This window comes from Microvirga sp. CF3016, assembly GCF_036314085.1.
Taxonomy (GTDB): Bacteria; Pseudomonadota; Alphaproteobacteria; order Rhizobiales; family Beijerinckiaceae; genus Microvirga.
On sequence record NZ_JAYGGM010000011.1, the window covers coordinates 206,579 to 230,769 of the forward strand.

The 24,191-nt window shown below is 66.7% G+C and carries 21 protein-coding genes; 10 read left to right on the forward strand and 11 right to left on the reverse strand.

Annotated features, from left to right (window positions below; translation table 11 throughout):
• Positions 1-103 precede the first annotated feature (103 nt).
• The 5 genes from mnmE to VB672_RS17625 all read left to right on the forward strand — a co-directional run bounded on the left by mnmE (position 104) and on the right by VB672_RS17625 (position 5,980).
• The gene (gene mnmE, locus VB672_RS17605; protein WP_329785499.1) at positions 104-1,414 is read left to right on the forward strand and encodes a tRNA uridine-5-carboxymethylaminomethyl(34) synthesis GTPase MnmE; all 1,311 of its coding nucleotides are present in this window, start codon (positions 104-106) and stop codon (positions 1,412-1,414) included.
• 317 nt (positions 1,415-1,731) lie between these two features.
• A complete protein-coding gene (gene mnmG / locus VB672_RS17610; protein WP_329785500.1) occupies positions 1,732-3,615 on the forward strand; it encodes a tRNA uridine-5-carboxymethylaminomethyl(34) synthesis enzyme MnmG in 1,884 nt (627 codons plus the stop codon).
• Positions 3,612-4,241 carry a 16S rRNA (guanine(527)-N(7))-methyltransferase RsmG gene (gene rsmG, locus VB672_RS17615; protein ID WP_329785501.1) on the forward strand — a complete coding sequence of 210 codons (630 nt, stop codon included), beginning with the start codon at positions 3,612-3,614 and terminating at the stop codon, positions 4,239-4,241. Before mnmG ends, rsmG begins: the two co-directional genes overlap by 4 nt.
• Positions 4,238-5,077, forward strand: a complete 840-nt coding sequence (locus VB672_RS17620) for a ParA family protein (RefSeq protein WP_329785502.1) — start codon at positions 4,238-4,240, stop codon at positions 5,075-5,077. Before rsmG ends, VB672_RS17620 begins: the two co-directional genes overlap by 4 nt.
• 18 nt (positions 5,078-5,095) lie before the next feature.
• Entirely contained in the window at positions 5,096-5,980 is an 885-nt protein-coding gene (locus VB672_RS17625) for a ParB/RepB/Spo0J family partition protein (RefSeq protein WP_329785503.1), read from the forward strand.
• Positions 5,981-6,220: 240 nt separating this feature from the next.
• Here VB672_RS17625 and holA read toward each other — a convergent pair whose 3' ends face one another.
• Genes holA through leuS form a run of 3 tightly spaced genes read right to left on the reverse strand, consistent with a single transcriptional unit; the run spans position 6,221 to position 10,389 of the window.
• A complete protein-coding gene (gene holA / locus VB672_RS17630) occupies positions 6,221-7,240 on the reverse strand; it encodes a DNA polymerase III subunit delta (protein ID WP_329785504.1) in 1,020 nt (339 codons plus the stop codon).
• Between the two features lie 4 nt (positions 7,241-7,244).
• On the reverse strand, positions 7,245-7,781 hold the full coding sequence (lptE, locus tag VB672_RS17635; RefSeq protein WP_329785505.1) for an LPS assembly lipoprotein LptE: 537 nt from the start codon (positions 7,779-7,781) through the stop codon (positions 7,245-7,247).
• Complete coding sequence (gene leuS / locus VB672_RS17640) at positions 7,768-10,389, reverse strand: leucine--tRNA ligase (RefSeq protein ID WP_329785506.1); 2,622 nt, start codon at positions 10,387-10,389, stop codon at positions 7,768-7,770. The genes lptE and leuS overlap by 14 nt, the downstream gene beginning before the upstream one ends.
• A gap of 330 nt (positions 10,390-10,719) precedes the next feature.
• Here leuS and VB672_RS17645 point away from each other — a divergent pair, with 330 nt between their 5' ends.
• Positions 10,720-11,406, forward strand: a complete 687-nt coding sequence (locus VB672_RS17645; protein ID WP_329785507.1) for a YggS family pyridoxal phosphate-dependent enzyme — start codon at positions 10,720-10,722, stop codon at positions 11,404-11,406.
• A gap of 159 nt (positions 11,407-11,565) precedes the next feature.
• On the opposite strand, the gene VB672_RS17650 is transcribed toward VB672_RS17645, so the two are convergent.
• A complete protein-coding gene (locus VB672_RS17650; protein WP_329785508.1) occupies positions 11,566-12,561 on the reverse strand; it encodes an aldo/keto reductase in 996 nt (331 codons plus the stop codon).
• A 117-nt stretch (positions 12,562-12,678) separates the two neighbouring features.
• Between VB672_RS17650 and VB672_RS17655 the strand changes: the two genes are divergently transcribed.
• The gene (locus VB672_RS17655) at positions 12,679-13,614 is read left to right on the forward strand and encodes a LysR family transcriptional regulator (protein WP_329785509.1); all 936 of its coding nucleotides are present in this window, start codon (positions 12,679-12,681) and stop codon (positions 13,612-13,614) included.
• Between the two features lie 279 nt (positions 13,615-13,893).
• Entirely contained in the window at positions 13,894-15,408 is a 1,515-nt protein-coding gene (locus tag VB672_RS17660) for an ABC-F family ATP-binding cassette domain-containing protein (protein ID WP_329785510.1), read from the forward strand.
• A 134-nt stretch (positions 15,409-15,542) separates the two neighbouring features.
• Here VB672_RS17660 and VB672_RS17665 read toward each other — a convergent pair whose 3' ends face one another.
• Complete coding sequence (locus VB672_RS17665; protein WP_329785511.1) at positions 15,543-16,076, reverse strand: L,D-transpeptidase family protein; 534 nt, start codon at positions 16,074-16,076, stop codon at positions 15,543-15,545.
• A 230-nt stretch (positions 16,077-16,306) separates the two neighbouring features.
• Here VB672_RS17665 and VB672_RS17670 point away from each other — a divergent pair, with 230 nt between their 5' ends.
• Both VB672_RS17670 and VB672_RS17675 read left to right on the forward strand, forming a co-directional pair.
• On the forward strand, positions 16,307-16,993 hold the full coding sequence (locus VB672_RS17670; protein ID WP_329785512.1) for a response regulator transcription factor: 687 nt from the start codon (positions 16,307-16,309) through the stop codon (positions 16,991-16,993).
• Between the two features lie 6 nt (positions 16,994-16,999).
• Positions 17,000-17,494 (forward strand): cyclic nucleotide-binding domain-containing protein, encoded by a 495-nt coding sequence (locus VB672_RS17675; RefSeq protein ID WP_329785513.1) that lies wholly within the window; start codon positions 17,000-17,002, stop codon positions 17,492-17,494.
• 13 nt (positions 17,495-17,507) lie between these two features.
• Here VB672_RS17675 and VB672_RS17680 read toward each other — a convergent pair whose 3' ends face one another.
• The 6 genes from VB672_RS17680 to VB672_RS22655 form a co-directional block, all read right to left on the reverse strand.
• Positions 17,508-19,220 carry a methyl-accepting chemotaxis protein gene (locus VB672_RS17680; protein ID WP_329785514.1) on the reverse strand — a complete coding sequence of 571 codons (1,713 nt, stop codon included), beginning with the start codon at positions 19,218-19,220 and terminating at the stop codon, positions 17,508-17,510.
• A gap of 135 nt (positions 19,221-19,355) precedes the next feature.
• On the reverse strand, positions 19,356-20,846 hold the full coding sequence (locus tag VB672_RS17685) for an HWE histidine kinase domain-containing protein (RefSeq protein ID WP_329785515.1): 1,491 nt from the start codon (positions 20,844-20,846) through the stop codon (positions 19,356-19,358).
• 66 nt (positions 20,847-20,912) lie between these two features.
• Positions 20,913-21,728, reverse strand: coding sequence for an exodeoxyribonuclease III (locus VB672_RS17690; protein ID WP_329785516.1), 816 nt, complete (start codon positions 21,726-21,728; stop codon positions 20,913-20,915).
• Between the two features lie 80 nt (positions 21,729-21,808).
• Positions 21,809-22,345, reverse strand: a complete 537-nt coding sequence (locus VB672_RS22650; RefSeq protein WP_442932095.1) for a dienelactone hydrolase family protein — start codon at positions 22,343-22,345, stop codon at positions 21,809-21,811.
• Positions 22,346-22,907: 562 nt separating this feature from the next.
• Complete coding sequence (locus tag VB672_RS17705) at positions 22,908-23,828, reverse strand: outer-membrane lipoprotein carrier protein LolA (protein ID WP_329785519.1); 921 nt, start codon at positions 23,826-23,828, stop codon at positions 22,908-22,910.
• A gap of 242 nt (positions 23,829-24,070) precedes the next feature.
• On the reverse strand, positions 24,071-24,191 hold a 121-nt coding region (locus VB672_RS22655; protein WP_442932096.1), incomplete at its 5' end, for a DNA translocase FtsK.

Consider the following 24,191-nt stretch of genomic DNA (forward strand, 5'->3'; position numbering starts at 1 on the left):
CGTTGAACGCGATCGATTCGGATCAGAACCGATCCGCACCGTGCTTTGACTAATTAAGACATCATCAACCTTAAATCCTCTTCTCGTCACCAGGTTCACCCGCATGCGTTCCGACGACACCATCTTCGCCATCGCGTCCGGTCACGGCCGCGCCGCCGTGTGCCTGATCCGGATCAGCGGACGTGAGAGCCGCACCATTCTGGAGGGGATGGCCGGCGGGGTGCCGGAGCCCCGGCGCGCGGTCGTGCGGACGTTGAAGCACCCGGTAACGGGCGAGCTCCTCGATCAGGCCCTGGTCCTGTGGATGCCCGCCCCGCAGAGCTTCACCGGCGAGGACCAGGCCGAGCTCCACATCCATGGCGGCCTAGCGACCCGCGCTGCCGTGCTGCGCGCCCTCGGTGTGGTCGAAAACTGCCGCCCGGCCGAGGCCGGGGAATTCACCCGCCGGGCCTTCCTCAACGGACGGATGGACCTGGCCCAGGTGGAGGGCTTGGCGGATATCATCGACGCCGAGACGGAGGCCCAGCGGCGGCAGGCCATGCGCCAGCTCGGCGGCCGGCTGGGCAACGCCGCCGAGGGCTGGCGGGAAAGCGTGCTGCAGATCCTGGCTCTGCTCGAAGCGAGCCTCGACTTCTCCGACGAGGGCGATGTCCCAGAGGATCTGGAGGCGGAGATCCTGCAGATGATCGACCGGGTGGCAGGCGAGATCGGTCGGGCCATGGCCGATCGCAGCGGCGAACGCCTGCGCGAAGGGCTGACCGTCGTGCTGGCGGGCCCGCCCAATGCGGGCAAGTCGACCCTGCTGAACGCCCTGGCCCGGCGCGACGTGGCCATCGTGTCGCCGATCGCCGGCACCACCCGGGACGTGATCGAGGTCCATTGCGATCTCGGCGGCCTGCCCGTGAACATCGTCGACACGGCCGGCCTGCGGGAGAGCGGCGACCTGATCGAGCAGGAGGGGGTCTCCCGCGCCCGGGCTCGGGCACAGGATGCGGACCTCGTGCTCTGGCTCGTGCCGCCGGAGGGCGAGGAGAGCAACCCGCCCACGGCGCGGCGTCTCCTCCGCATCGGGACCAAAGCGGATGTCGAACGGACCCGGCATGATTGCGACCTGATGATCGCGGCCACGACCGGTGAGGGTCTGCCGGAACTGATCAGGCGCTTGGAGCAGGAGGCCGGCACCCTGATGGGGCAGGGCGATGCCCTCGTTACTCGCGAGCGTCATCGCCAGGCTCTGCAGCGGGCCTATGAGGCGCTGGAACGGGCCCGGCTCATGCTGGTCCATCGTGGCCCGGTCGAACTGGCGGCCGAGGAGGTGCGGCTGGCGGCCCGGGCCGTCGGCGAGATCACAGGCCGGGTGGATGTGGAGGACGTGCTCGACCGCCTGTTTTCCAGCTTCTGCATCGGAAAGTAATTATCTCGGACAGTAACCTTGAATCGAATCGGTGAGACTCGCGATTTCCGCTGTTCACGAATCGGTGGAACAATGCTGAATCGCCCGAGGACAGGTTGTGAACAGCCTGTGCAGAAGCGAGGTCCGACCCGAAATGTTTCACGTGAAACATTTTGCCCTTTTGACCTCCGTCGCGCCGGGTCTTAGATCCAGGTGCACCAGACAAAACAATGTTTTCGAGCGTCCCGCATCGGGCTGAGCCCCGGCAGGACGAAGGAGCATCGGAGCTTCCCCAGTGGGATTTGCTCATGTGCCGATGCTCCGGCATGGAGATCAGGATGGGTGAGGTGTTCGATGTGATCGTCGTGGGCGGCGGCCATGCGGGGTCCGAAGCGGCGGCCGCGGCCGCACGCATGGGCGCACGGACGGCTCTCGTCACGCACAAGCTGCCCACCATCGGCGCCATGTCCTGCAACCCGGCCATCGGCGGCCTCGGCAAAGGCCATCTCGTGCGCGAGATCGATGCCCTCGACGGGGTCATGGGCCGCATCGCCGACCGGGCCGGCATCCAGTTCCGCCTGCTCAACCGCCGCAAGGGACCGGCTGTGCGTGGCCCGCGCACCCAGGCCGACCGCAAGCTCTATGCCCGGGTCATGCAGGCCGAGCTGCTGCACACGCCGAACCTGACCATCGTCGAGGGAGAAGCCGACGATCTCGTCGTCCAGGCAGGCCGGGTCACGGGCCTTCTTCTGACCGACGGACGCACCCTGACCGCCGGGGCCGTGGTCATCACCACCGGCACCTTCCTGTCCGGCCTGATCCATATCGGCGAGAAGAAGATCCCGGCGGGCCGAATGGGCGAGCGTCCCTCGCTCGGCTTGCCCAAGACCTTCGAGCGGCTCGGCTTCACCCTCGGACGCCTGAAGACCGGTACCCCGCCCCGCCTCGACGGCCGCACCATCGACTGGGCCGGAGTCGACAAGCAGGCGGCGGACGACGAGCCGGTGCCGTTCTCCCTGCTCACCACCCGGATCGAGAACCCGCAGATCGAGTGCGGCGTCACCCGCACGACCGCCAAGGTTCACGACCTGATCCGGCGCAACCTGCACCGCTCGGCCATGTATTCCGGCGAGATCCAGGGCCGGGGGCCGCGCTATTGCCCGTCCATCGAGGACAAGGTGGTGCGCTTCGGCGATCGGGACGGACACCAGATCTTCCTCGAGCCGGAGGGGCTCGACGACGTCACGGTCTATCCGAACGGGATCTCGACCTCCCTGCCGGAGGACGTCCAGCTCGCCTTCCTGTCCCATATCCCCGGCCTGGAGAAGGTCAGGATGCTCCAGCCGGCCTATGCCATCGAGTACGATTACGTCGATCCGCGGAACCTGACCGCCGCGCTCGAAACCAAGGCCGTCCAAGGGTTGTTCCTGGCCGGCCAGATCAACGGCACCACCGGCTATGAGGAGGCGGCCGCCCAGGGTCTTGTCGCCGGCCTCAATGCCGCGCGCCGGGCCGCCGGCCAGGACGGAATCGTGTTCGACAGGGCAGAGTCCTATATCGGCGTGCTGATCGACGACCTGATTACCCGGGGGGTGAGCGAACCCTACCGGATGTTCACGTCCCGCTCCGAATACCGCCTGAGCCTGCGCATCGACAACGTGGACGAGCGCCTGACCGGCAAGGGTCTGGAGATCGGCTGCGTCGGCTCTCGGCGCGAGAGCCATTTCCGGCGATCCCAAGCGGACATCCGTGAGACGCGGCAGCGGCTGCAGTCCCTGACCCTGACGCCGCAGGAGGCGTCCCGTTACGGGTTCGAGCTGAACCAGGACGGCATCCGCCGCTCGGCCTACCAGCTCCTCTCCTATCCGAGCATCGGCTGGGGCGACCTCGTCCGGGTCTGGCCTGACCTCGGCCACGTGAGCGCGCCGGTGCGGGAGCGGCTCGAAACCGATGCGACCTATGCGGTCTATCTCGACCGGCAGCAGGCCGACATCGCTGCCTATCGCCGCGATGAGGGCGTGGTGCTGGAGGAGAGCATCGATTTTCAGGGCCTTCCCGGCTTGTCGAACGAGATCAAGGCCAAGCTCGATCTGGTCCGTCCCAAGACCCTCGGGCAAGCAGCCCGGATCGAGGGCATCACACCGGCGGCTCTGACCCTGCTAGCCGCCCACGCCCGCAAGGCACCGGGTCGGAAGGGCCGCTCCGCCGAGGTGCTGTCGTGACGAAACCGGCTACGGCCAACGCCTCCGACCTGAATGTTTCACGTGAAACATTCGAGAGGCTCGAGCTGCTGGAGCGTGAGCTCCGGCGCTGGCAGGCGATCAAGAACCTGGTCGGTCCGGCCACCCTTGACCAGATCTGGGAGCGCCACATCGTCGATTCGCTCCAGCTCCTCGACCTTGCACCCGATGCTCGGACTTGGCTCGATCTCGGATCCGGCGCCGGCTTTCCCGGCCTTGTGCTCGCCATCGCGGGGGCAGAGAGGGGGCTCGCGGTTCACCTCGTCGAGAGCAATTCGCGCAAATGCGCCTTCCTCCGTCACATTGCCAGATTGACCGGCGTCTCGGCCACAATCCACGAAGCACGGCTGGAAACCGTCATCCCCGGGTTCGTCGGCAAGGCCGACGTGGTCTCCGCCCGCGCCTTGGCCTCGCTCACCCTGCTCCTGGACTGGACCGCACCCTTGTTGAAAGCGGGGACAAGGGGCCTGTTTCCCAAGGGGCGGGACGCCGAGATCGAATTGACCGAGGCCCGGAAAAAGTGGACATTCGAGGCAGAGAACCTGCCGAGCCTGACCGATTCCGAAGCCAGGATTCTTCGCATAACCTCCATCGAGAGCCATTCATGATGACCGACCGCAACGGACCCGAAGCAGGCGCGCGTGGCGTGAAGCCGCGCGTTCTCGTGCTCGCCAACCAGAAGGGAGGCGTCGGCAAGACGACGACGGCGATCAACCTCGGCACGGCGCTCGCCGCCATCGGCGAAAGGGTGCTGATCATCGATCTCGATCCGCAGGGCAACGCTTCGACGGGCCTCGGCATCGACCGCAAGAGCCGCCAGATCTCGACCTATCATGTGCTCGCCGGCGAAGCGTCTCTGGCCGAGAGCATCACGGAGACCGTGGTGCCGGGTTTGTCCGTCGCACCCTCGACCCTCGACCTGCTCGGCGTCGAGCTGGAGATCGCCAACGAGCGCAACCGGTCGCATCGCCTGCGCTCGGCGATCCAGAGCCTTTCGAGCTCCGAGGTAAGCGAACCTTTTACCTATGTTTTGATCGATTGCCCGCCATCGCTCAATCTTTTGACCATCAATGCGTTGACGGCTGCTGACGCGGTTCTGGTGCCGCTCCAATGCGAATTTTTTGCCCTGGAAGGTCTCAGCCAGCTGCTCAAGACGGTCGAGCAGGTCCGTTCGGCGCTCAATCCGGATCTGTCGATCCATGGGGTCGTGTTGACCATGTTCGACCCCCGCAACAACCTCTCGGGGCAGGTGGTGGCCGATGTGCGCGAGTTCATGGGAGCGAAGGTCTACGAGACCATGATCCCGCGCAACGTCCGCGTGTCCGAAGCGCCGTCGCACGGGAAGCCGGTGCTGCTCTACGACCTGAAATGCGCTGGCTCGCAGGCCTATCTCCGTTTGGCCTCGGAAGTCATTCAGCGTGAACGCGCCCTGCGCGCGGCTTAAACATATTTGAGAGAGACAATGGCAGAAGAAGGTAAGTCGCGCCTGGGCCGGGGACTGGCCGCCCTGATCGGGGAGGTCGGGGACGAGATGGGCAATCTCGAGCGCAAGGGCTTCGTGCCCCGCCATGTGCCGGTGGAGTTCCTGCGTCCGAACCCGCGCAATCCGCGCAAGCGCTTTGACGAGGAGGATCTGCAGGAGCTGACCCAGTCGATCAAGGATCGCGGCATCATCCAGCCCATCGTGGTGCGCTCGATGCCGACCAACACCGAGCAATATGAGATCGTCGCCGGCGAGCGCCGCTGGCGCGCCGCGCAGAAGGCCGGCCTGCACAAGGTGCCGGTGGTGATCGTCTCCATCGACGACAAGACCTCGCTCGAATACGCGATCCTGGAGAACGTCCAGCGCGCCGACCTCAACCCGATCGAGGAATCGGAGGGCTATTCGCGGCTCATGGTCGAGTTCTCCTACACGCAGGAGAACCTCTCGAAGATCATCGGCAAGAGCCGCAGCCACATCGCCAACATGCTGCGCCTCGCCGATCTGCCTGTCGGCGTGCGCAAGCTCCTGATGGAGCGCAAGCTCACGGCGGGCCACGGCCGCGCGCTCCTGTCCGTGAAGGATCCGCTCCAGGTGGCGAACCGCATCCTCGACGAGGGCCTGAGCGTGCGCCAGGTCGAGGAGATCGCCCAGAACGACAATGCCGACCCGACCAAGGCCGAGGCCAAGGCGGCCAAGCCCGCCAAGGCCGACAAGGACCCGGACACCCGCGCCCTCGAAAAGGCCCTGCAGGACGTGCTCGGGCTCACGGTCAGCATCGATCACAAGGGCAAGGGCGGCGAACTGCGCATCAAATACAAGACCCTGGAGCAGCTCGACGGATTGTGCCGGCGGTTGAATCCGTAATCCCGGTTGTCATCCCCGACGGTCCGTAGGACCGGGAAGGGGATCCAAGATCAAGCCCACCGCCATGGATTCCCTTGCCCTGCGATGGCTGCGCCATCGCCGGCCGGGAATGCATCCTGCTCGTCATGGCCGGGCTTGTGCCGGCCATCTCGATCGTTTGAGGCGCGGCGCTTCTCGCATCGGGATCACCGGCACGAGGCCGGTGATGACTTAGAGATATACGCTTCACCAAAAGAGGGCTTACCGCCGCGCCGCCCGTGCGATGTCGAGCAGGGTCTTGGCCGCGATCGTGTCGTCGAGATCGGCGAGGCGGCGGGTCTGCAGCAGGTTCGTCTGCAGGAGAGCGATGGCATCCTTGAGTCTGTCGCTCGTCCAGCGCTGCAGGTGGCGCTCGACCAGGGGCTTGCGCCGGAAGTGCAGGCTGCGCAGGGTTTCCATCACGGCCGGGATCGGCCGACCTTCCTCTACGGAAAGTCTGGCCGCGAGCAGCATCAGGGCGTGACGGAGCGCGGCGCCGAGCAGCACGGATGCGTTCACGCCCTCCGCGGCCAGACGCCGGGAGCCGGTCTCCAAGCCCGTGCCCTCGCCAGCGAAGGCGGCATCGACCACCGCATCCATGGCGAGGCTCGACACGTCGCTCATGATGGCGTCCACGTCGGCGAGGGTGATCTCGGTCTGGCCATGGGCATAGAGCATGAGCTTTGCGAGTTCGCCCCTTGTGGCGAGCCGGTCTCCGCCGAGGCTCGCGATGAGAGCGGTCCTGGCCTCGCGCTGGATCGAAAAGCCGTTCGCCTTCAAGGTCTCGTCGACGACCGTGCCGAGATCGCGGCCCGTATCGGCATAGCAGGGCAGGGCGAGCGCCTTCTGCGAGCGTTCGCACAGGGTTCGCAACGGCGAGGACTTCTGGAGATCGCCGCCTTCGATGACGATCACCGTGTCCTGCAGCTCGCTCTTCAGAACCGCGTCGACCGCCGGCGCAATGTTGCGCGAGGTGGATTTCACCCAGATGGCGCGCTTGGCCCCGAACAGCCCCATGGTGCCGGCCTCGTCGGCGAGGCGGCCCGGGTCGGCCGCGATGTCGTCGCCGTCGATGCGGATGAGCTGGAAGGGGTCGGACGGATCGTCCACCGAGCGCTCGGCGACCATGCGGGCGCGCTCGTTGATCAGGCCCATATCGGGCCCGTAGAACAGGAAGACGCCGATGCGCGGATCGGGGCGCCGCAGCGCCCCGTCCACGTCGCCTGCCTTGACGGCGACCATCGGCTTAGCTTGCGGTCGCGAGCGTCGCCGACAGCCGGGTCCTTACCTGCTGGGCCAGATCCCGGGCGAGCCTGATTTCCGCGTCCCGCGCCGCCCGGATATTGGCGAAGCGCTGCGGGAAGCGGTCGAAGCTCGTCGACGAGGTGGCCGTGCCCTGCGCGACCACGGTCTTTCCGTCCAGACTCGTCAGGGTATAGGTCAGGGTGCCGCCGACGATGACGGAACTGGCCGTGCCGGTCTCGGTGTCGACCACCGGGCTCGACTGGCTCTCGCGCAGGGCCAGCTTCAGGCTATAGCGCTTGGGCGTGTCCGATCCCGAGCCGTTGAGGGCATAGACCAGTTCGCTGCGCAGGTAGTGCCCCGTATTCGCGAGCGCCGGCGGCCATTTCACCTCCGGCACGTCGATGGAGGCCAGGACCGTCTGGAGCGACTCGCCCGACGCCGTCGGGCCATGGAGCGGACGGAAGCAGGCGGACAGGCCGAGAGACAGGCCCGCCACGACAACGACGTGGGCGAGGCCCTTCAGATTAAGCGACGACATTCACGATCCTATTGGGAACGACGATGATCTTGCGGGCGGGCTTTCCGTCCAGGGCCTTCTGCACAGCCTCGAGCGACAGCACGGCAACCTCGACTGTAGCCTGATCGGCGTCGCGGGCAACCGTCACGTCGGCACGCTTCTTGCCGTTGACCTGCACCGGCAGGGTCACCGTGTCCTCGACCAGAAGCGAGCGCTCCACCTGGGGCCAGGGGGCGTCGGCCACGAGACCGGACTGGCCCAGGGACTCCCAGCATTCCTCCGCCAGATGCGGCATCATCGGGGCGAGCAGCTGCACGAAGATGCGCCCGGCCTCGGTAAAGGCCGTGCCGACGCCCGGCTCGTCGGTGCTTTTCGCCTGGTTCGCCAAATCCTGCAGGGAATTGGCCAGTTCGTAGAGATGGGCGACGCAGCGGTTGAAGCGCAGGCGCTCCACATCCTCCTCGACGGCCGCCAGCGCCTTGTGGGCAGCCTTGCGGACGGCGGCACCAATGGGTCCCTCCGCGGACGCGCCGTTGCCGCCCGTCATACGTTCGGCGATCTCGCCCACGAGACGCCAGACGCGCTGGACAAAGCGGCCGGCGCCCTGCACGCCTTCCTCGGTCCAGATCACGTCGCGCTCCGGCGGCGAGTCGGAGAGCATGAACCAGCGGGCCGTGTCGGCCCCGTAGGATGCGATGATCTCGTCCGGATCGACCGTGTTCTTCTTGGACTTCGACATCTTCTCGATCGAGCCGATCTCGATCGGGGCGCCGGTCTCCACATGGAAGGCCCTGCGCGTGTTGCCTTGCGTCTCGAAGCGCACGTCGGCGGGCAGCACCCAGCCGCCGCTCGCATCCTTGTAGGTCTCGTGCACCACCATGCCCTGGGTGAACAGGCCCGCGAACGGCTCGTCCAGGCCGGCATGGCCGGTCTTCTTCATGGCGCGGGTGAAGAAGCGCGAATAGAGCAGGTGCAGGATCGCGTGCTCGATGCCGCCGATATACTGGTCGACCGGCAGCCAGCGGTCCACGGTCGCGCGGTCGGTGGGCTGATCCGTCAGGGTCGGATCGGTGAAGCGCGCGAAATACCAGGACGAATCGACGAAGGTGTCCATGGTGTCCGTCTCGCGGCGGGCTTTGCCGCCGCATTGCGGGCAGTCCACGTGCTTCCAGGTCGCGTGACGGTCGAGCGGGTTGCCCGGCACGTCGAAGGACACGTCCTCCGGCAGCACCACCGGCAGCTGGTCCTTCGGCACCGGCACCACGCCGCATTCGTCGCAATGGATGACCGGGATCGGGCAGCCCCAGTAGCGCTGGCGCGAGATGCCCCAGTCGCGCAGGCGGTAATTCACCTTGCGCTCGGCCACCGGGCGGTTGCCGCGGGTCTCGGCTTCCAAGCGGCGGGCAACCTCTTCCTTGGCCTCCGCGATGGTCATGCCGTCGAGGAAGCGGGAATTGATCATCCGGCCTTCGCCGTCATAGGCGGTGTCGGTGACGACGAAACTGGCCGGGTCCACGTCCGGCGGGCAGACCACCGGCGTATTGCCCAGGCCGTACTTGTTGACGAAATCCAGGTCGCGCTGGTCGTGCGCCGGGCAGCCGAAGATCGCGCCCGTGCCGTATTCCATCAGGATGAAGTTCGCCACATAGACCGGCAGGGTCCAGTTCGGATCGAACGGGTGCTCGGCGCGGATGCCCGTGTCGAAGCCGAGTTTCTCCGCCTTGTCGATGGCCTCCTGGGCCGTACCCATGCGCTTGGCCTCCTCGATGAAGGCGGCGAGCTCCGGGTTCTTTTCGGCAGCGGCCTTCGCCAGGGGATGATCGGGCGCAACCGCCATGAACTTCGCGCCGAACAGGGTGTCGGGGCGCGTGGTGTAGATCTGCAGCTCGGTGTCGCCGTTCGGCACCGTCTCCGGCTTCAGGGCGAAGCGGACCAGCAGGCCTTCCGAGCGGCCGATCCAGTTGCGCTGCATCAGGCGCACCTTCTCCGGCCAGCGGTCGAGGGTGTCGAGCCGTTCGTCGAGATCCTGCGCGAAATCGGTGATCTTCAGGAACCACTGGGTCAGCTCGCGCTGCTCGACCAGGGCGCCCGAACGCCAGCCGCGCCCATCGATCACCTGCTCGTTGGCGAGCACCGTGTGATCGACCGGATCCCAGTTCACCTTCGCGGTCTTGCGGTCGACGAGACCGGCTTCCAGGAAGTCCAGGAACATGCCCTGCTGATGCTTGTAATAGCTCGGATCGCAGGTGGCGATCTCGCGGCTCCAGTCGATGGCCAGGCCCATGGATTGGAGCTGGGCGCGCATGGTCGCGATATTGGCATAGGTCCATTCCTTCGGGTGGACCTTGTTCTGCATGGCGGCGTTTTCGGCCGGCATGCCGAAGGCGTCCCAGCCCATGGGATGGAGCACGTTGAAGCCTTTGGCCCGCTTGTAGCGCGCCACCACGTCGCCCATGGTGTAGTTGCGCACGTGGCCCATATGGATGCGTCCCGACGGATAGGGGAACATCTCAAGCACGTAGTATTTCGGACGCGGGTCGTCGTTGTTCGTCCTGAACAGGTCGCGGTCGTTCCAGACCTTCCGCCATTTCAGCTCGGCTTCCTTGGCGTTGTAGCGCTCGGGCCTCATTTTCCGTCTTTATCCGTCATTCCGAGCAGGAAGGGCTTCCTGCTCTCTTGTTCCTATCATCGCATGATCTTATCGGTGAACCGGTGTCCACTTCACCGGATCATGCTTAAACGATTCAAGCGGCTTGCGCCGCCACGTTGCGGCGGACTAGGACACAGCTCTCCCGCGCGGTCAACGGTTTCGCGCATGCGAGACGGTCAGGTTTTGCGCTGATGTCATCCCCCCGGGGGGGGGGGGGGGGGGGGGGGGGGGGGGGGGGCGGCCGCGGGGGGGGCGGGGGGGGGGGGGGGGGGCGGCCGGGGGGATGACAAAACGAGTGAGGACGCGGCTATGAGCGAGAACGATGCGGTCGAAGGCCTGAAGCAGGTGCAGGAGAGCATTCGGCGCGCGGCCTCCGACTATGACCGCGATCCGTCGAGCATCACTCTCGTGGCGGTCTCGAAAACCTTTCCCGCCGAGGCGATCGAGCCGGTGCTCGCGGCCGGCCAGCGGGTCTTCGGCGAGAACTACGTGCAGGAGGCGAAGGCCAAATGGCCGTTACTGCGCGAGCGCTATCCGGATGTGGAGCTCCACATGATCGGCCCGCTCCAGTCCAACAAGGCCAAGGAGGCGGTGGAGCTCTTCGACGTGATCCACACCCTCGACCGCCCGTCGCTCGCAGAGGCCCTGGCGAAGGAGATCGCCCGGCAGGGCAGGAAGCCGCGCCTGCTCGTGCAGGTGAACACCGGCGAGGAGCCGCAGAAGGGCGGCGTGATCCCGACCGAGGTCGACGCCTTCCTCGAGGCCTGCAGCACGACATACGGTCTGGAGATCGAGGGCCTCATGTGCATCCCGCCCGCTGAAGACCCGCCGTCGCCGCACTTCGCCCTGCTCAACACCATCGCCGGGCGGCATGGTTTGAAGGTGCTCTCCATGGGCATGAGCGCCGATTTCGACGCGGCGATCCAGCTCGGCGCCACCCATGTGCGGGTGGGCAGCGCGATTTTCGGGGCAAGACCGCGCCCGGCCAAGGCTTGAAAACCGGATCGGATTGCCGCTGCAGAAGAGGCATCCTCGCCGTCATGGCCGGGCGTGTCCCGGCCATCCGGATCCGGTGATGCTCAGCGCTTCACGTCATCGGGATCACCGGCACGAGGCCGGTGATGACACGGCACAAGGAGCCATGAATGGTTTTCCTCAACCCCGCTCGCTGTCCAGCATCGCCATCTGGGGCGCGGCATAGCGCTCGCCCGCGGCGGCGCCCTTGGGCACGGCCTGCTCGATGGCCGCGAGATCCTCGCCCGTCAGCCGCGCGTCGAGAGCGCCGAGGGCCTCGCTGAGCCGGTCGCGGCGGCGGGCGCCGATCAGCGGGATGATGTCGTCGCCCTGGGCGGCCACCCAGGCGATGGCGATCTGCGCCACGCTGATGCCCTTCCGCTCCGCCACGCTCTTGAGCGCCTCGACGAGCGCCAGGTTTCTCTCCACGTTGCCGTCCTGGAAGCGGGGGCTGTACGCGCGGAAATCGCCGGGTCCGGCCTTGTCCTTGCTCCAGTGGCCGCTGATCAGGCCGCGGGAGAGCACGCCATAGGCCGTGATGCCGATGCCCAGCTCCCGGCAGACGGGCAGGATGGCGTCTTCGATGCCCCGCGAGATGAGGGAATACTCGATTTGCAGGTCGCAGATCGGGTGCACGGCGGCTGCCCGCTGGATGGTGTCGGCGCCCACTTCCGACAGGCCGATGTGGCGCACGTAGCCGGCCTTCACCATGTCGGCGATGGCCCCGATGGTGTCTTCGATCGGCACGCTCGGATCGAGCCGCGCCGGGCGATAGATGTCGATGTAATCGACCCTCAGACGCTGCAGGGTATAGGCGAGGAAGTTCTTTACTGCCTTCGGGCGCGCATCGTAGCCGGTCCAGCCCGAGGCCGGATCGCGCAGGGCGCCGAACTTCACGCTGATGAGCGCCTGATCCCGGTTGCGGCCCTGGAGCGCCTCGCCGATCAGCATCTCGTTGTGGCCCATGCCGTAGAAGTCGCCCGTATCGAGCAGGGTGATGCCGGCCTCCAAAGCCGCGTGGATGGTGGCGATGCTCTCGGACCTCTCGGCCGGGCCGTACATGCCCGACATGCCCATGCAGCCCAGGCCGAGAGCCGAGACGGAGGGGCCGGTTTGTCCTAAATGGCGCTGTTGCATCATGCGATCTCCTGAAATTTTCGGCCGGCGACGTCGCTGGCGTCAACGAAACATGCCCGCTTCCCGTTCGTGCGATAATCCGCCATAACCAGAACAGGCTGTTTGGATTTTCGAACAATGAGCGATGTGGACCTCGCCGATCTCGATGCTTTCGCGGCGGTGGCGCGGGCGCGCAGCTTCCGCAGCGCGGCGCGCCTGCGCGGGGTCTCAGCCTCGTCCTTGAGCGAGGCCCTGCGCCGGCTGGAGGCACGGCTCGGCGTGCGGCTGCTGAACCGCACCACCCGCAGCGTCACGCCGACGGAGGCCGGGCAGCGGCTGCTGGAGCGCCTGGGGCCGGCCCTGGGCGAGGTCGCGGCCGCGCTCGACGCGGTGAACGGCTTTCGCGACTCGCCGACGGGAACGCTGCGGCTCAATGTGCCCACGGTGGTGGCCCGCCTGGTGCTGCCCCCGATCCTCGGCCCGTTCCTTGCCGCCTATCCGGGGATCGTCCTGGAGGTAAGCGCCGACGACAGCTTCGTCGACGTGCTGGCGGCGGGCTTCGACGCCGGCATCCGCTACGATGAGCGGCTGGAGAAGGACATGATCGCCGTGCCCATCGGCCCGCGCGCGCAGCGCTTCATGGTCGCCGGCGCGCCGGCCTATTTCGCCCTCCATGGCCGGCCCACGCATCCGAAGGACATCCTGAACCATGCCTGCATCCGGCATCGCTTCGCCAGCGGCGTGATGCACCCTTGGGAGTTCGAGCGCGATGGCGAAGCCGTGAAGATCACCCCGACCGCCCGGGTGATCGCCAATTCCATCGATCTCGAGATCGCGGCCGCCCTCCAGGGGCTCGGCCTGATCGCGACCTTCGCAGGATTTCTGGAGCAGGAGCTGAGGAGCGGCGCTCTCGAGCCGGTGCTGCAGGACTGGCAGCAGCCCTTCTCGGGACCCTTCCTCTATTACCCGAGCCGCCGTCACATGCCGGTGCCCCTGCGTGCCTTCGTGGATTTCATCAAGCGGCGACCGGACCTCGACGCGCCCGGCGTTGCATCCGCGGCCCCGTTCGGTTAAGCTTGAACGATCGATCCGCCATTCGAACCAGGGAGGGCTGCATGTTGGAAGCGATGCATCAACGCAAGTTCGGCCCCTGGCATGCCCTGCAGCAGCATGTTGCAGGGCCGGCCATCGAACGGATCTGACGGGCTCTTTGCCCTCCTTATCTCATCCTGGTCAGCTCTGAACGGCTCTCCGCGCTTTCGCCCCGCAAGGCATCGGTGCGTCTGACACGTTCGAGATTTTTCGCGCTCCGAAGGCTTTCGCCCGAGCGCGCTGCACCAGTGAGATCCTTCCATGGCTTCCTTGAGCCTTCGCAATGTCGGCGTCATTGCCCACACGCCCCTGTTCCGGAACCTGAACCTCGTCATCGGCGAGGGCGACCGCCTCGGTCTTGTGGCCGCCAACGGGGCCGGCAAATCGACCCTTCTGAAATGCCTTGCCGGCCTTGCCGAGCCGACCGAGGGCGACATCGTGCGCTCGCGGGGAATACGTGTGGCCCTCGTGGAGCAGGACGTTCCCGCGAACCTGCTCGATCTGTCCCTCCATGACGTGCTGCTCCGGGCTCTGCCGCCCGGTGAGCGCGAGGGACAGGAGTGGCGCGTCGACATGGTGCTCGACGAGTTCGACACGCCGGCCGATCTGCGCATTCTGCCCATGCGCGCGCTCAGCGGCGGCTGGCAGCGGCTCGCGCTGATCGCCCGCGCCTGGATCGCGGAGCCGGATCTGCTGCTCCTCGACGAGCCCACCAATCATCTCGATCTCGAAAAGCTGTTCAAGCTGGAGGCTTGGATCAACGCGGCGGGCTATACCGCGCCTATCGTGGTGGCGAGCCACGACCGCGATTTCCTCGATGCCTGCACGACCAAGACCCTGTTTCTGAGGCCGGAGGAATCCGTCGCCTTCGCGCATCCCTACCGCCGCGCCCGCGCGCTGCTCGACGCGCATGATGCAGCAGCCCTCGCGCAGCGCGACAGGACCCTGCGCGAGGTCAAGCGTCTGCGCCAAAGCGCGCAGGAATTGCGCAACGTCGGCATCAACAGCGGCAGCGATGCAGCACAGATCAAGTCCGCGCAGATCAAGCGCCGTGCCGATGCGCTGGAGCAGACCGCGCGTTCCGTGCACAAGGAGCGGCCCGGCGAGATCCGGCTCGGCAACCGCGGCACCCATGCCCGCGTGCTCGTGGCGCTGGAGAACGTGACGGTGCAGGCGCCGGACGGCCGCAGGCTCTTCGCCGTCCCGAGGCTCGACGTCGCCCAGGGCGACCGCATCGTGGTGCTCGGCCGCAACGGCGCCGGCAAGTCGCAGCTCGTCCGGCTGCTGCACCGGGCGATGCAGGAGCCCGAGGGCCTGCCTGGCATCCGCGTGAGCCCGAGCCTTGCGCTGGGCTACGTGGATCAGGACATGGGGCAATTGCCCGAGACCAGCACCGCGCACGACTTCATCCTCGCGCGCTTCCGTCTCGGCGATCAGCGCAGCCGCGCTGTGCTGGCGGAGGCGGGCTTTTCCATCGAGCGGCAGGATCTTCCCATCGCAAAGCTGTCGCCGGGCCAGAAGGCGCGGCTCGGGCTCTTGGCCCTGCGCCTGTCCGAGCCGAACTTCTATCTCATGGACGAGCCCACCAACCACGTGGACATCCCCGGCCGCGAGCAGCTCGAAACGGAGATCCTCGATGCGCAGGCCACCTGCATCGTGGTATCCCACGACCGCAGCTTCGTGAAGACCATCGGCACCCGCTTCCTGCTCATCGAGAAGGGCCGCCTGCGCGAGATCGACGGGCCGGAGACGTTTTACGGGAGCGTAGTTGGGTGAATGCAGAGAGCCCGATCCTCGACGTCGTCACCGGCCCTGTGCCGGTGATCCCGCTTCGTCGAGGCGCAGCGTTCTGCGTTTCGGGATGACCGGCACGAGCCCGGCCATGACACGGGGAAAGTGACGACGGCTCGTCACCCCACGATCTCGATCCGCGTATCGGGCCCGATCCGCTCCAGGAGGCGGCGGATCATGCGTTTGTCCACCGCGACGCAGCCCTCCGTGGGCAGGAAACCCGGGCGGGCGAGGTGGAGGAAGATCGCGCTGCCGCGTTCGCGTCGGACGGGGCCGCGGTTCCAGGCGATGTCGAGCACCACGTCGTAGAGATGGTCGTCCCGCCACATCTTCTCGTGGCCCGTGGGGCAGGGCAGGGGAACAAGGCGGTTGTAGCGGCGGTCCCTCACGTCGTCGGACCAGCCGTCGGTCGGGCGGATCGGCCTCAGCTTCAGGCCGGTCCGGGGGCGCACGCCGTGGTCCGGCCGGTAGAAGGCCTGCAGGATCCTGAAGCGGCCCACCGGCGAGGCGCCGTCGCCCTCGCGCTTGTCATGGCGGGGTCCCGAACGGCCCAGCGCACAGGGCATGACCAGGTTGCCGGCCGTCAGGCGCCCGCGCCTGGGGTCGAGCGGGGAGCGGAAGACGCGAATAACATTGACGCGAGACGGTTTCATGAGGCAGTGGAAGGGCCTTGGGGCCCCCTTGTTGTCAAGCTGGGAATGACTACTCTTATGCGTCGAGCATGATCCGAAGCTCAAGGCCCGTGCCATCGTCAGGCTGCGTCTTTTCGATCAGGGTCATGGGAGGCGCCTCGGGGCGACCGAACCGGCCGAGGGCCTGATGGTTTTCGTTTCCGTCGGCCGTTCCGGCGACTTTTGCAGTCCATCGTGTTGAAGGGTATGAGATGTCGAATGCCAGCCGCCTCCTCGTCGTCGATGACGATCAGGACCTGCGCGACACCCTAGCCGAACAGCTCGGATTCTATGACGAGTTTCAGGTTGCGACCGCCGAGACCGCCACGGGCGCCATCGAGGCGGTGAAGGGGGACCGGATCGACCTTGCCATCATGGATGTGGGCTTGCCCGACATGGACGGGCGCGAGGCGGTCAAGGTCATGCGCCAGAACGGCTTCCGCAGCCCGATCATCATGCTCACCGCCCAGGGGTCCGACACGGATACGGTGATGGGCCTGGAGGCGGGCGCCAACGATTACGTGGTCAAGCCGTTCAAGTTCGCCGTGCTGCTCGCCCGCATCCGGGCGCAGCTGCGCCAATACGAGGCGAGCGAGGATGCGGTGTTCCAGATCGGACCCTACATCTTCCGGCCCGGCTCGAAGCTGCTCACCACCGACAAGGGTTCGAAACTCAAGCTGACGGAGAAGGAAACGGCGATCCTGCGCTATCTCTACCGCGCCGGTCAGGCGGTGGTCGGGCGCGACACGCTGCTCACGGAAGTTTGGGGCTACAATTCCAACGTCACCACCCACACCCTCGAGACGCATATCTACCGCCTGCGCCAGAAGATCGAGTCCGATCCGTCCAATGCGAGCATCCTGGTCACCGAGCCCGGCGGCTACAAGCTCATTCCCTAAGTCCCCATGGCGCTCGACGACGATATCGCCACCTTGAGTCAGGCGCCCCTGTTCAACCTGCTGGAGCGGGATGCCCTGCGCCTCGTCGCCTTCGCGTCGGAGACCCGATCCTATCGGGAAGGCGACGTGCTGTTCAAGAAGGGCGACCGCTCGGACGGCGGCTACGTGGTGAGCCGCGGCGCCATCGCGCTCGACGCCAAGGACGACGGCTCGCCCGAGGCTTTTCTCGCCGGTCCGGGCTCCCTCATCGGGCAGGCGGCGCTCTTCGCCCGCATCGAGCGCCGCGCCACCGCCACCGCCCGCGAACCCTCGGCCATCATCCGCGTGACGCCGAGCCTCATGCGCCGGGTGCTGGAGGAATTCCCGGAGGCCGCCGTGGCCATCCAGGACGCCATGGCCGAGGAGCTGACCCGCCTCACGGAAGGCCTCGAGCGGGTCCGCCAGCAGCTCATCGCCATCGACGGCGGGGAGGCGCCGGTCAATGCGTCGGACGGGACGTGAGAGGCTTAACCTCTCACGCCGCCTTCACGTCGCTCAGGAACACGTCGACCTCGCGGCTGAGATTCTCGGCGTAGCGGGCGAGCTCCTGGGCCGCGCCCAGGACCTGGGTGGCCGCCGCCCCCGTCTCGCCGGCCCCATGCTTCACGGTCTCGATGCTCTCGGTCACCTGGCCGGTGCCGCGGGCCGCTTCCTGGACGCTGCGCGAGATTTCGCCCGTGGTGGCGCCCTGTTCTTCCATGGCGGCGGCGATCCCGGTCGAGATGGTCGAGATCTGATCGATCACGGTTTGGATGCCGGCGATCGCTCCCACGGCCTCCTGGGTGGCGCCCTGGATCTGGGCGATCTGCGCGCCGATCTCGTCCGTCGCCTTGGCCGTCTGGGTGGCGAGGTTCTTCACCTCGGAGGCCACGACCGCGAAGCCCTTGCCGGCCTCGCCGGCGCGGGCCGCCTCGATGGTGGCGTTGAGCGCCAGCAGGTTGGTCTGCGCGGCCAGATTGTTGATCAGGGTGATCACGTCGCCGATGCGCTCGGCGCTGCTCGACAGGGCCTGCACGATGCCGTTGGTCCGCTTGGCGCTCTCGACCGCCTCGAAGGAAATCTGGGACGATTGGTGGACCTGCCGGGCGATCTCACGGATCGAGATCGACATCTCCTCCGTGGCCGCCGCGACGGTCTGCACGCTGCTCGAGGTCTGCTCGGCGGCGGCCGCCACGCTGACGGATTGCCGGTTGGTGCGGTCGGCCGTGCTCGTCATGGTCTGGGCGGTCGCCTCCATTTCCGAAGCCGCGGCGGCGAGCCCCTGGGTCAGGGCCGAGACATTGGCCTCGAACCGGCGCGTCAGCTCGTCGAGCTTCAGGGCGCGCTGCATCTTCGCATCGCTCTCGCTGGCCTGCTCGACGGCCAGGCGCTGACGCTCGACCGTGTTCTCGCGGAAGATCTCCACGGCGCGGGCCATCTCGCCGATCTCGTTCCCGGCGGCGATATAGGGGACCGTCAGGGCGGTCTCGCCGTGCGCCAGGCTTTTCATCGCATGGGCGAGCTTCGGAATCGGCCGGAACAGCATCCGGCCCGCCAGGATCGCGGCGAGCGTCAGCGCGAGGACGACCGCCAGGGAGACCATCCCCATCTGCCACATGAGCTGGTTGGCCGAGGCTTCCAGCGCGGTGACCTGGAACCCGCTGCCGAGCACGCCCAGCACCTGTCCGCTCTGGCCGAAGACCGGCAGGTTCACCAGGAGATAGTCGTGCCCGAGGATCTTGGCCTTGCCCACATAGGTGCCGCCCGCCGACACGACCGGGAAGATCACCCCGTTGCGGTCCATGGCGGTGCCGACCGCGCGCGAGCCGTCGGGATTGCGCATGTTGGTGGCCCGGCGGATGAAGTTGCCGCTGGCCTTGTCCTTCACGAACAGGGTGGCGGGCGCCTGCGTCGCCTCGGCGATGCGGTCGGCGAGCTCGTCGCTGTAGAACACGGCATCGTCGTTGACGGTGATCCCGGTGACCGCCCCGGCGGCGTCCTTCTTCACCGTCAGGCTGCCGATGGAGCCGCGCAGGATGCCCACGAAGGTCCGCACGTTGGACTGCAGCTGGGCGAGCGCCTTGCTCTCGACGTCCGATCGGGTCTGAAGGGCGACGACCGCGAAGAGCGCGGCGGCGGTCACGACGACGAACGCCACCATGGCGGCGGTCGTGAGATGGGAAAGCTTCCGGTTGGCGAGGAACTGCACGGCTATTGACCTTAGGGAAATTCGTGCAGAAGCCTTCGCAAAAAGCGGTTAACAAGCCGTCAAAGGCCGGGGTGAAGATCGCGTCCCTCAAGCCCGGCACCGTCGCTACGGTTCAACCGGTACCGGCGGCGGCCGTCAGATCAGCGGAAATGTGATGGCGCAGATCACGCCGGACGGGTCGAATTCGATCGTTACGGTTCCGCCGAGCTCCTGGGCGAGACCTCTCTCGATCAGGCGGGTGCCGAAGCCGCGCACAGAGGGTGGCTGCACTGTCGGCCCGCCGTTCTCCTCCCACCGGAACCGCACATCCCCTCCGTCCGGGCCGAGATCCCACGAGATCGCGATCCAGCCGGACGGCACCGAGAGCGCGCCGTATTTCAGCGCGTTGGTCAAAAGCTCGTGGACCGCCATGGACAGGGGCAGCACCTGCCGTGGCGGCAGCTTGATGGCAGGGCCCGACAGGACGAAGCGCTGGAGATCCACGCTCTCGAAGGGAGAGATCGCCTGATGCACGATGGTGCGCAGCTCGGCGCTGTCCCAACTTTCCCGGGTCAGCACGTCGTGAACACGGGCGAGCGCCATCAGCCGGCTCTCCAGCCTCTCATGGGCATGCTCCATCGTCTGCGCGTTCTTGAGGGACTGGAACGCGATGGATTGAACGGTCGCCAGGGTGTTCTTCACCCGGTGGTTCAGCTCGTTGATCAGGAGGCCCTGATGATCGAGGGCCCGCTTGTGATCCGTCACGTCGATGGCTTCGCTGAAGATGCCGATCACGCGGCCGTCGCCGTCCTTCATCGGCTGATAGATGAAGTCGAGGAAATGCTCCTCGAGACCGCCATCGGGATTGCTGGCCAGCAGAACCCGCTGGCTGCGTCCGATATGGGGTCGTCCCGTCCGGTAGACCTGATCCCGCAGGTCGAAGAAGCCCTGGCTTGCGATCTCCGGCAGGGCCTCGCGCATGGGGCGGCCCACCAGCGTCCGGTGCTCGCCCACCAACCGGCGGTAGGCATCGTTGGCCATCTCCAGAACGTGGTCGGGTCCCCGCACGACGCTCATCATGCTCGGCATCTGCCGGAACAGGTTGTGCAGGTATTCCCGCTCCGCCTTCAAATCGGCCAGCGTCTCGTCGAGTTCGAGCTGCGAGCCGATCAGCTCGGCAAAGAGCTCCAGGGTCTTCAGGGTCTTCGGCTCTGACAGTTTGGCCGGCTTGGGATCGAGCGCGCAGATCGTGCCGAAGATCTCGCCCGAGCGGAGGATGATCGGGACCGCGATGTAGCTTTCGAAGCCGTACATCCGGGGCGTTCGGTGGGTGCAATAGACCTGGTCCGTGCTCGCCTGGTCGATCACGATGGGCGTGCGGGAGGCGCGGATCTCCGAACAGAACGTGGTCGCGACCTCGAGCTGCCCGCCGACCGGAAGGCCGAAGCCGATCCGATCGAGCACCGCGCAGGCCGTCCACGAGGTCTCGGTCACCCGGGCGACGGCTCCGAAGCCGAGCCCCGTGCTGTCGAGCAGGAGCTCCAGGATCGAAGACACCGCACCGACGCGGCTGACCGCCGCGACAGCCGCGCTGTCGTCCTGCACGGCGCCCGGTTCGTCGCGAGCGACGGCATTCCCTTTGGTCATGGGAAAACCATAGCAGAGTTTCGCCGCGATGAAACAACTGGGCGGTTTTGCCGCTCCCGGCCGCCCTTACAGCTCCAGCACCGCCGTCACGGGCGCATGGTCCGAGGGCCGATCCCAGCCGCGGGTTTCGCGGGTGACGTCGATGGAGCGAAGAGTGTCCTGCATGCCCTTCGACAGCCAGATATGGTCGAGCCTGCGGCCCTTGTCGGCGGCCGCCCAGTCGGGCGAGCGGTAGCTCCACCAGGAATAGATCTTTTCCGGCTCAGGCCGCAGGACGCGCATGGCGTCGATCCACTCCGCCTCCTGGCGCAGCTCCTCCAGCATCTTGGTCTCGACCGGGGTGTGGCTGACCACGTCGAGAAGCTGCTTGTGGCTCCAGACATCGTGCTCGAGGGGCGCCACGTTGAGGTCGCCCACCAGGATGGCCGGCGCGGAGGTCGGCTTCGCGCGGCCGCCCCAGGAGCGCATCTCGGCCATGAAGTCGAGCTTGTGCCTGAACTTCTCGTTGATCTCCGGATCGGGAATGTCGCCGCCGGCCGGCACGTAGAAGTTATGGATCGTCAGGCCCGCCGCCGCCTTGGCCTCCCGGCTCAGGGTCACGGCGATGTGGCGCGCGTCCTGGCGGCCGCACATCTCCATCACGCTCGTCTCGGAGAACGGGTAGCGGGACAGGATGGCGACGCCGTTGTAGCCCTTCTGGCCCATATGGACCACGAAGGGATAGCCGAAGGCCTGCAGGTCCTTCAGGGGCAGCTTGTCGTTCGGGCATTTGGTCTCCTGCAGGCACAGGATGTCGGGGCGGCGTTCCTTCAGGAAGCGGCCCACCTGATCGAGGCGCAGGCGGACGGAATTGATGTTCCAGGTCGAGACGGTCAGTTGCACGGGAAGCAGCCCTTCGGAAGATCCCTTCCGGCTACGACAGATTTCGGCCGGAGGGAAGCCTTTCGATCAGGTCTGATCCGTCACCGGGAGAGCCGGAACTGCGCGGCCAAAAAATCCGTCACGACGGTCTGTGCGGCCTCTAGGGCGCTGGGATTGAACTGCCCGGACGCTCCGAGGATCACGCAGGCGTCCTGGTAGGTGAAGGGCCGTCCCGTCTCGGCATTGAGCAGGCGGCCGTTCTCCTCGCGCCTCAGGCAATTCCGGGCCGTCTGCGCGTCGGAGACGACGTGGTGGGCCGGGTTGCCGGGATTGTCGAAGTTGTGATGCGCGCCCGGATATTCGTGCATGACGGCGTCGTATCCGGCTGCCGCGAGGCGATCGATATAGGCCCTGCAGGGCGGGGCCGGGTTCCAATCGTCGGCCGTGCCGTGAAATGCCCGGATGGGGGCACCCGATGGCTCGAACTGCCTGACAAGCTCGAAGTTGCAGGCCGATAGAAGGGAAGATGAGCCGCGATCCGCACGTCCTTCGGACCATGCATGGTTTGGAACCGCTTGAGGCTTGCATACAGAGCCGCGATGCCGCCGCGGGAGAATCCCATCACGGCGATACGGGATCTGTCGATGCGCGGATCGGAGGCCAGGATGTCGACCGCACGATAAGCGTCGAAGATCTGCGCGAACTGCCCGATCCGGCCCTGATCACTGAAGACCTCATCGAGGCCGCGCCCGGTATAGCTGTCGACCCGCAGGGTCGCCACGCCCAGGCCGTTGAGCATGTCGGTCCACCGGGCGATCCCCGCATTGTCGGGACCGCCGGAGCCATGAAGGAGCACGACGGCCGGAAATGGCCCGGAACCCGCCGGCCGCTGGAGGCTGCCGGTCAGGGTCACGGGCGCACCGGAGGCCTGATCGCCTTGCAGGAATTGATCGTCCGTCAGGGTCCGGGATGGAATCTCGACCCTTTCCTCGGGCGGCAGCTTCGCCTGGGCCCGGACGGGAACCGGCCCGGTCGTCACGAGGATCAGCAGAAAGGCAAGCCACCCAGAGCAACGCCTCATGTCACCAACCTCCAGGAGAGGGCGGGAGGCCGTTGACGCTGGCGTCCAGCATGTACGCGGGGATGCGCGGGGTAAAGGAGCCCGGCATCTGTCCGGCGGTCGAGGGCAGGCTGCTCCGCTCAGCGGTTGCCGCCGACGATGGCCTCGTACTGGATCTTGAACAGGTCCTGGTCGATCCGGCGGCCCCGTTCGGTCTTGCCCAGCATCACGATCGTCTGGAAGCCCTGGGCATCGACGATGCGCCACTGGTTCAGGCTCTCGACCTGGCTGTCGAAAAACAGGGTTATGCGCGAGGTGCCGCCCAGGGTCGATGAATCCTCCAGGCCGATGCGCACGGAATCGCCGTCGTTGACGATGCCCGTGATCCGGATGTCCTGGCCGAGATTGACCTGCTCGCGCAGGAGGAATTTCAGCGGCGTCTGCGAGATGGAATAGAGATCCTGCGTGGCGAGCTTGCGGTCGCGCACGGCGACCGAGCGCCCGTCGGCGATCACCTGGAGGGTGGCAGGCGGATCGTATTCGAACCGTACCTTGCCCGGGCGCTGGAGATAGAGGGTGCCGCCCTGCCGGCGCCCGTCCCCGCCGATCTGGGTGAAATCGGCCACCAGCGTGCTCAGGTTCGTGAAATAGGCGTTGGCCCGCTCGACCACGGTGCTGTTCGACAGCGGCTGGCGCAGGGCCACGGGCTCCACGGCGGCGGTCACGATGGGGGTGGGCACGATGGCGACGGGTCCCGATTCGGGTGCCTCATGGGCTTTCGCCGTCACAGGGCGGCTGGGCGGCAGGGGCGCGGTCATGGCCAGGACCTGCTCCGCATTGGTCGGTCTGGGGATGACCGGACGGGCCGACGGGCCTGCTGCCGGAGCCGTGGCACGGTGGAAGAAAGCCGTCGGCAGGTGAGGGAGGGCGGCGCCGAAGCCCTGAGCCGCTGCCGGGCGGGAGGGCGGGAGGATCAGCTCGATCGGAAGCGTCTGGGCCATGGCCGGCAGGGCACCCGCGCAGAGAGCCGTCACCAGGCCGGCAAGAGGGGCGGGACGCATCCGATTCAGTCTCCTTCGGACCATCATCATGAACGCTGCCGGGCCGTTGTGAAGGGCCCACGAATGACGCAGGGCAGCGGCCAAGGTTCCGATCAGCGCATTGTGCGGACCCAGAGGGCCGCGTCAGCGAAAAGTGGACCCGGTTTTCCGGCCGGAACAATGCGCTCATCAAAGAGGTGGAGCATCGGATAGATCCCAAAAGTGCAAGTCCACTTTTGGGATCTATCCGATGCTCAGAAGCCTTAATCGTCTCCCATCCCGGGAGTTTCAAGCAGAATTTCGCGTTTCCCGGCGTGGTTTGCGGGCCCGACGATGCCCTCGTGTTCCATGCGCTCCATGAGCGAGGCGGCGCGGTTGTAGCCG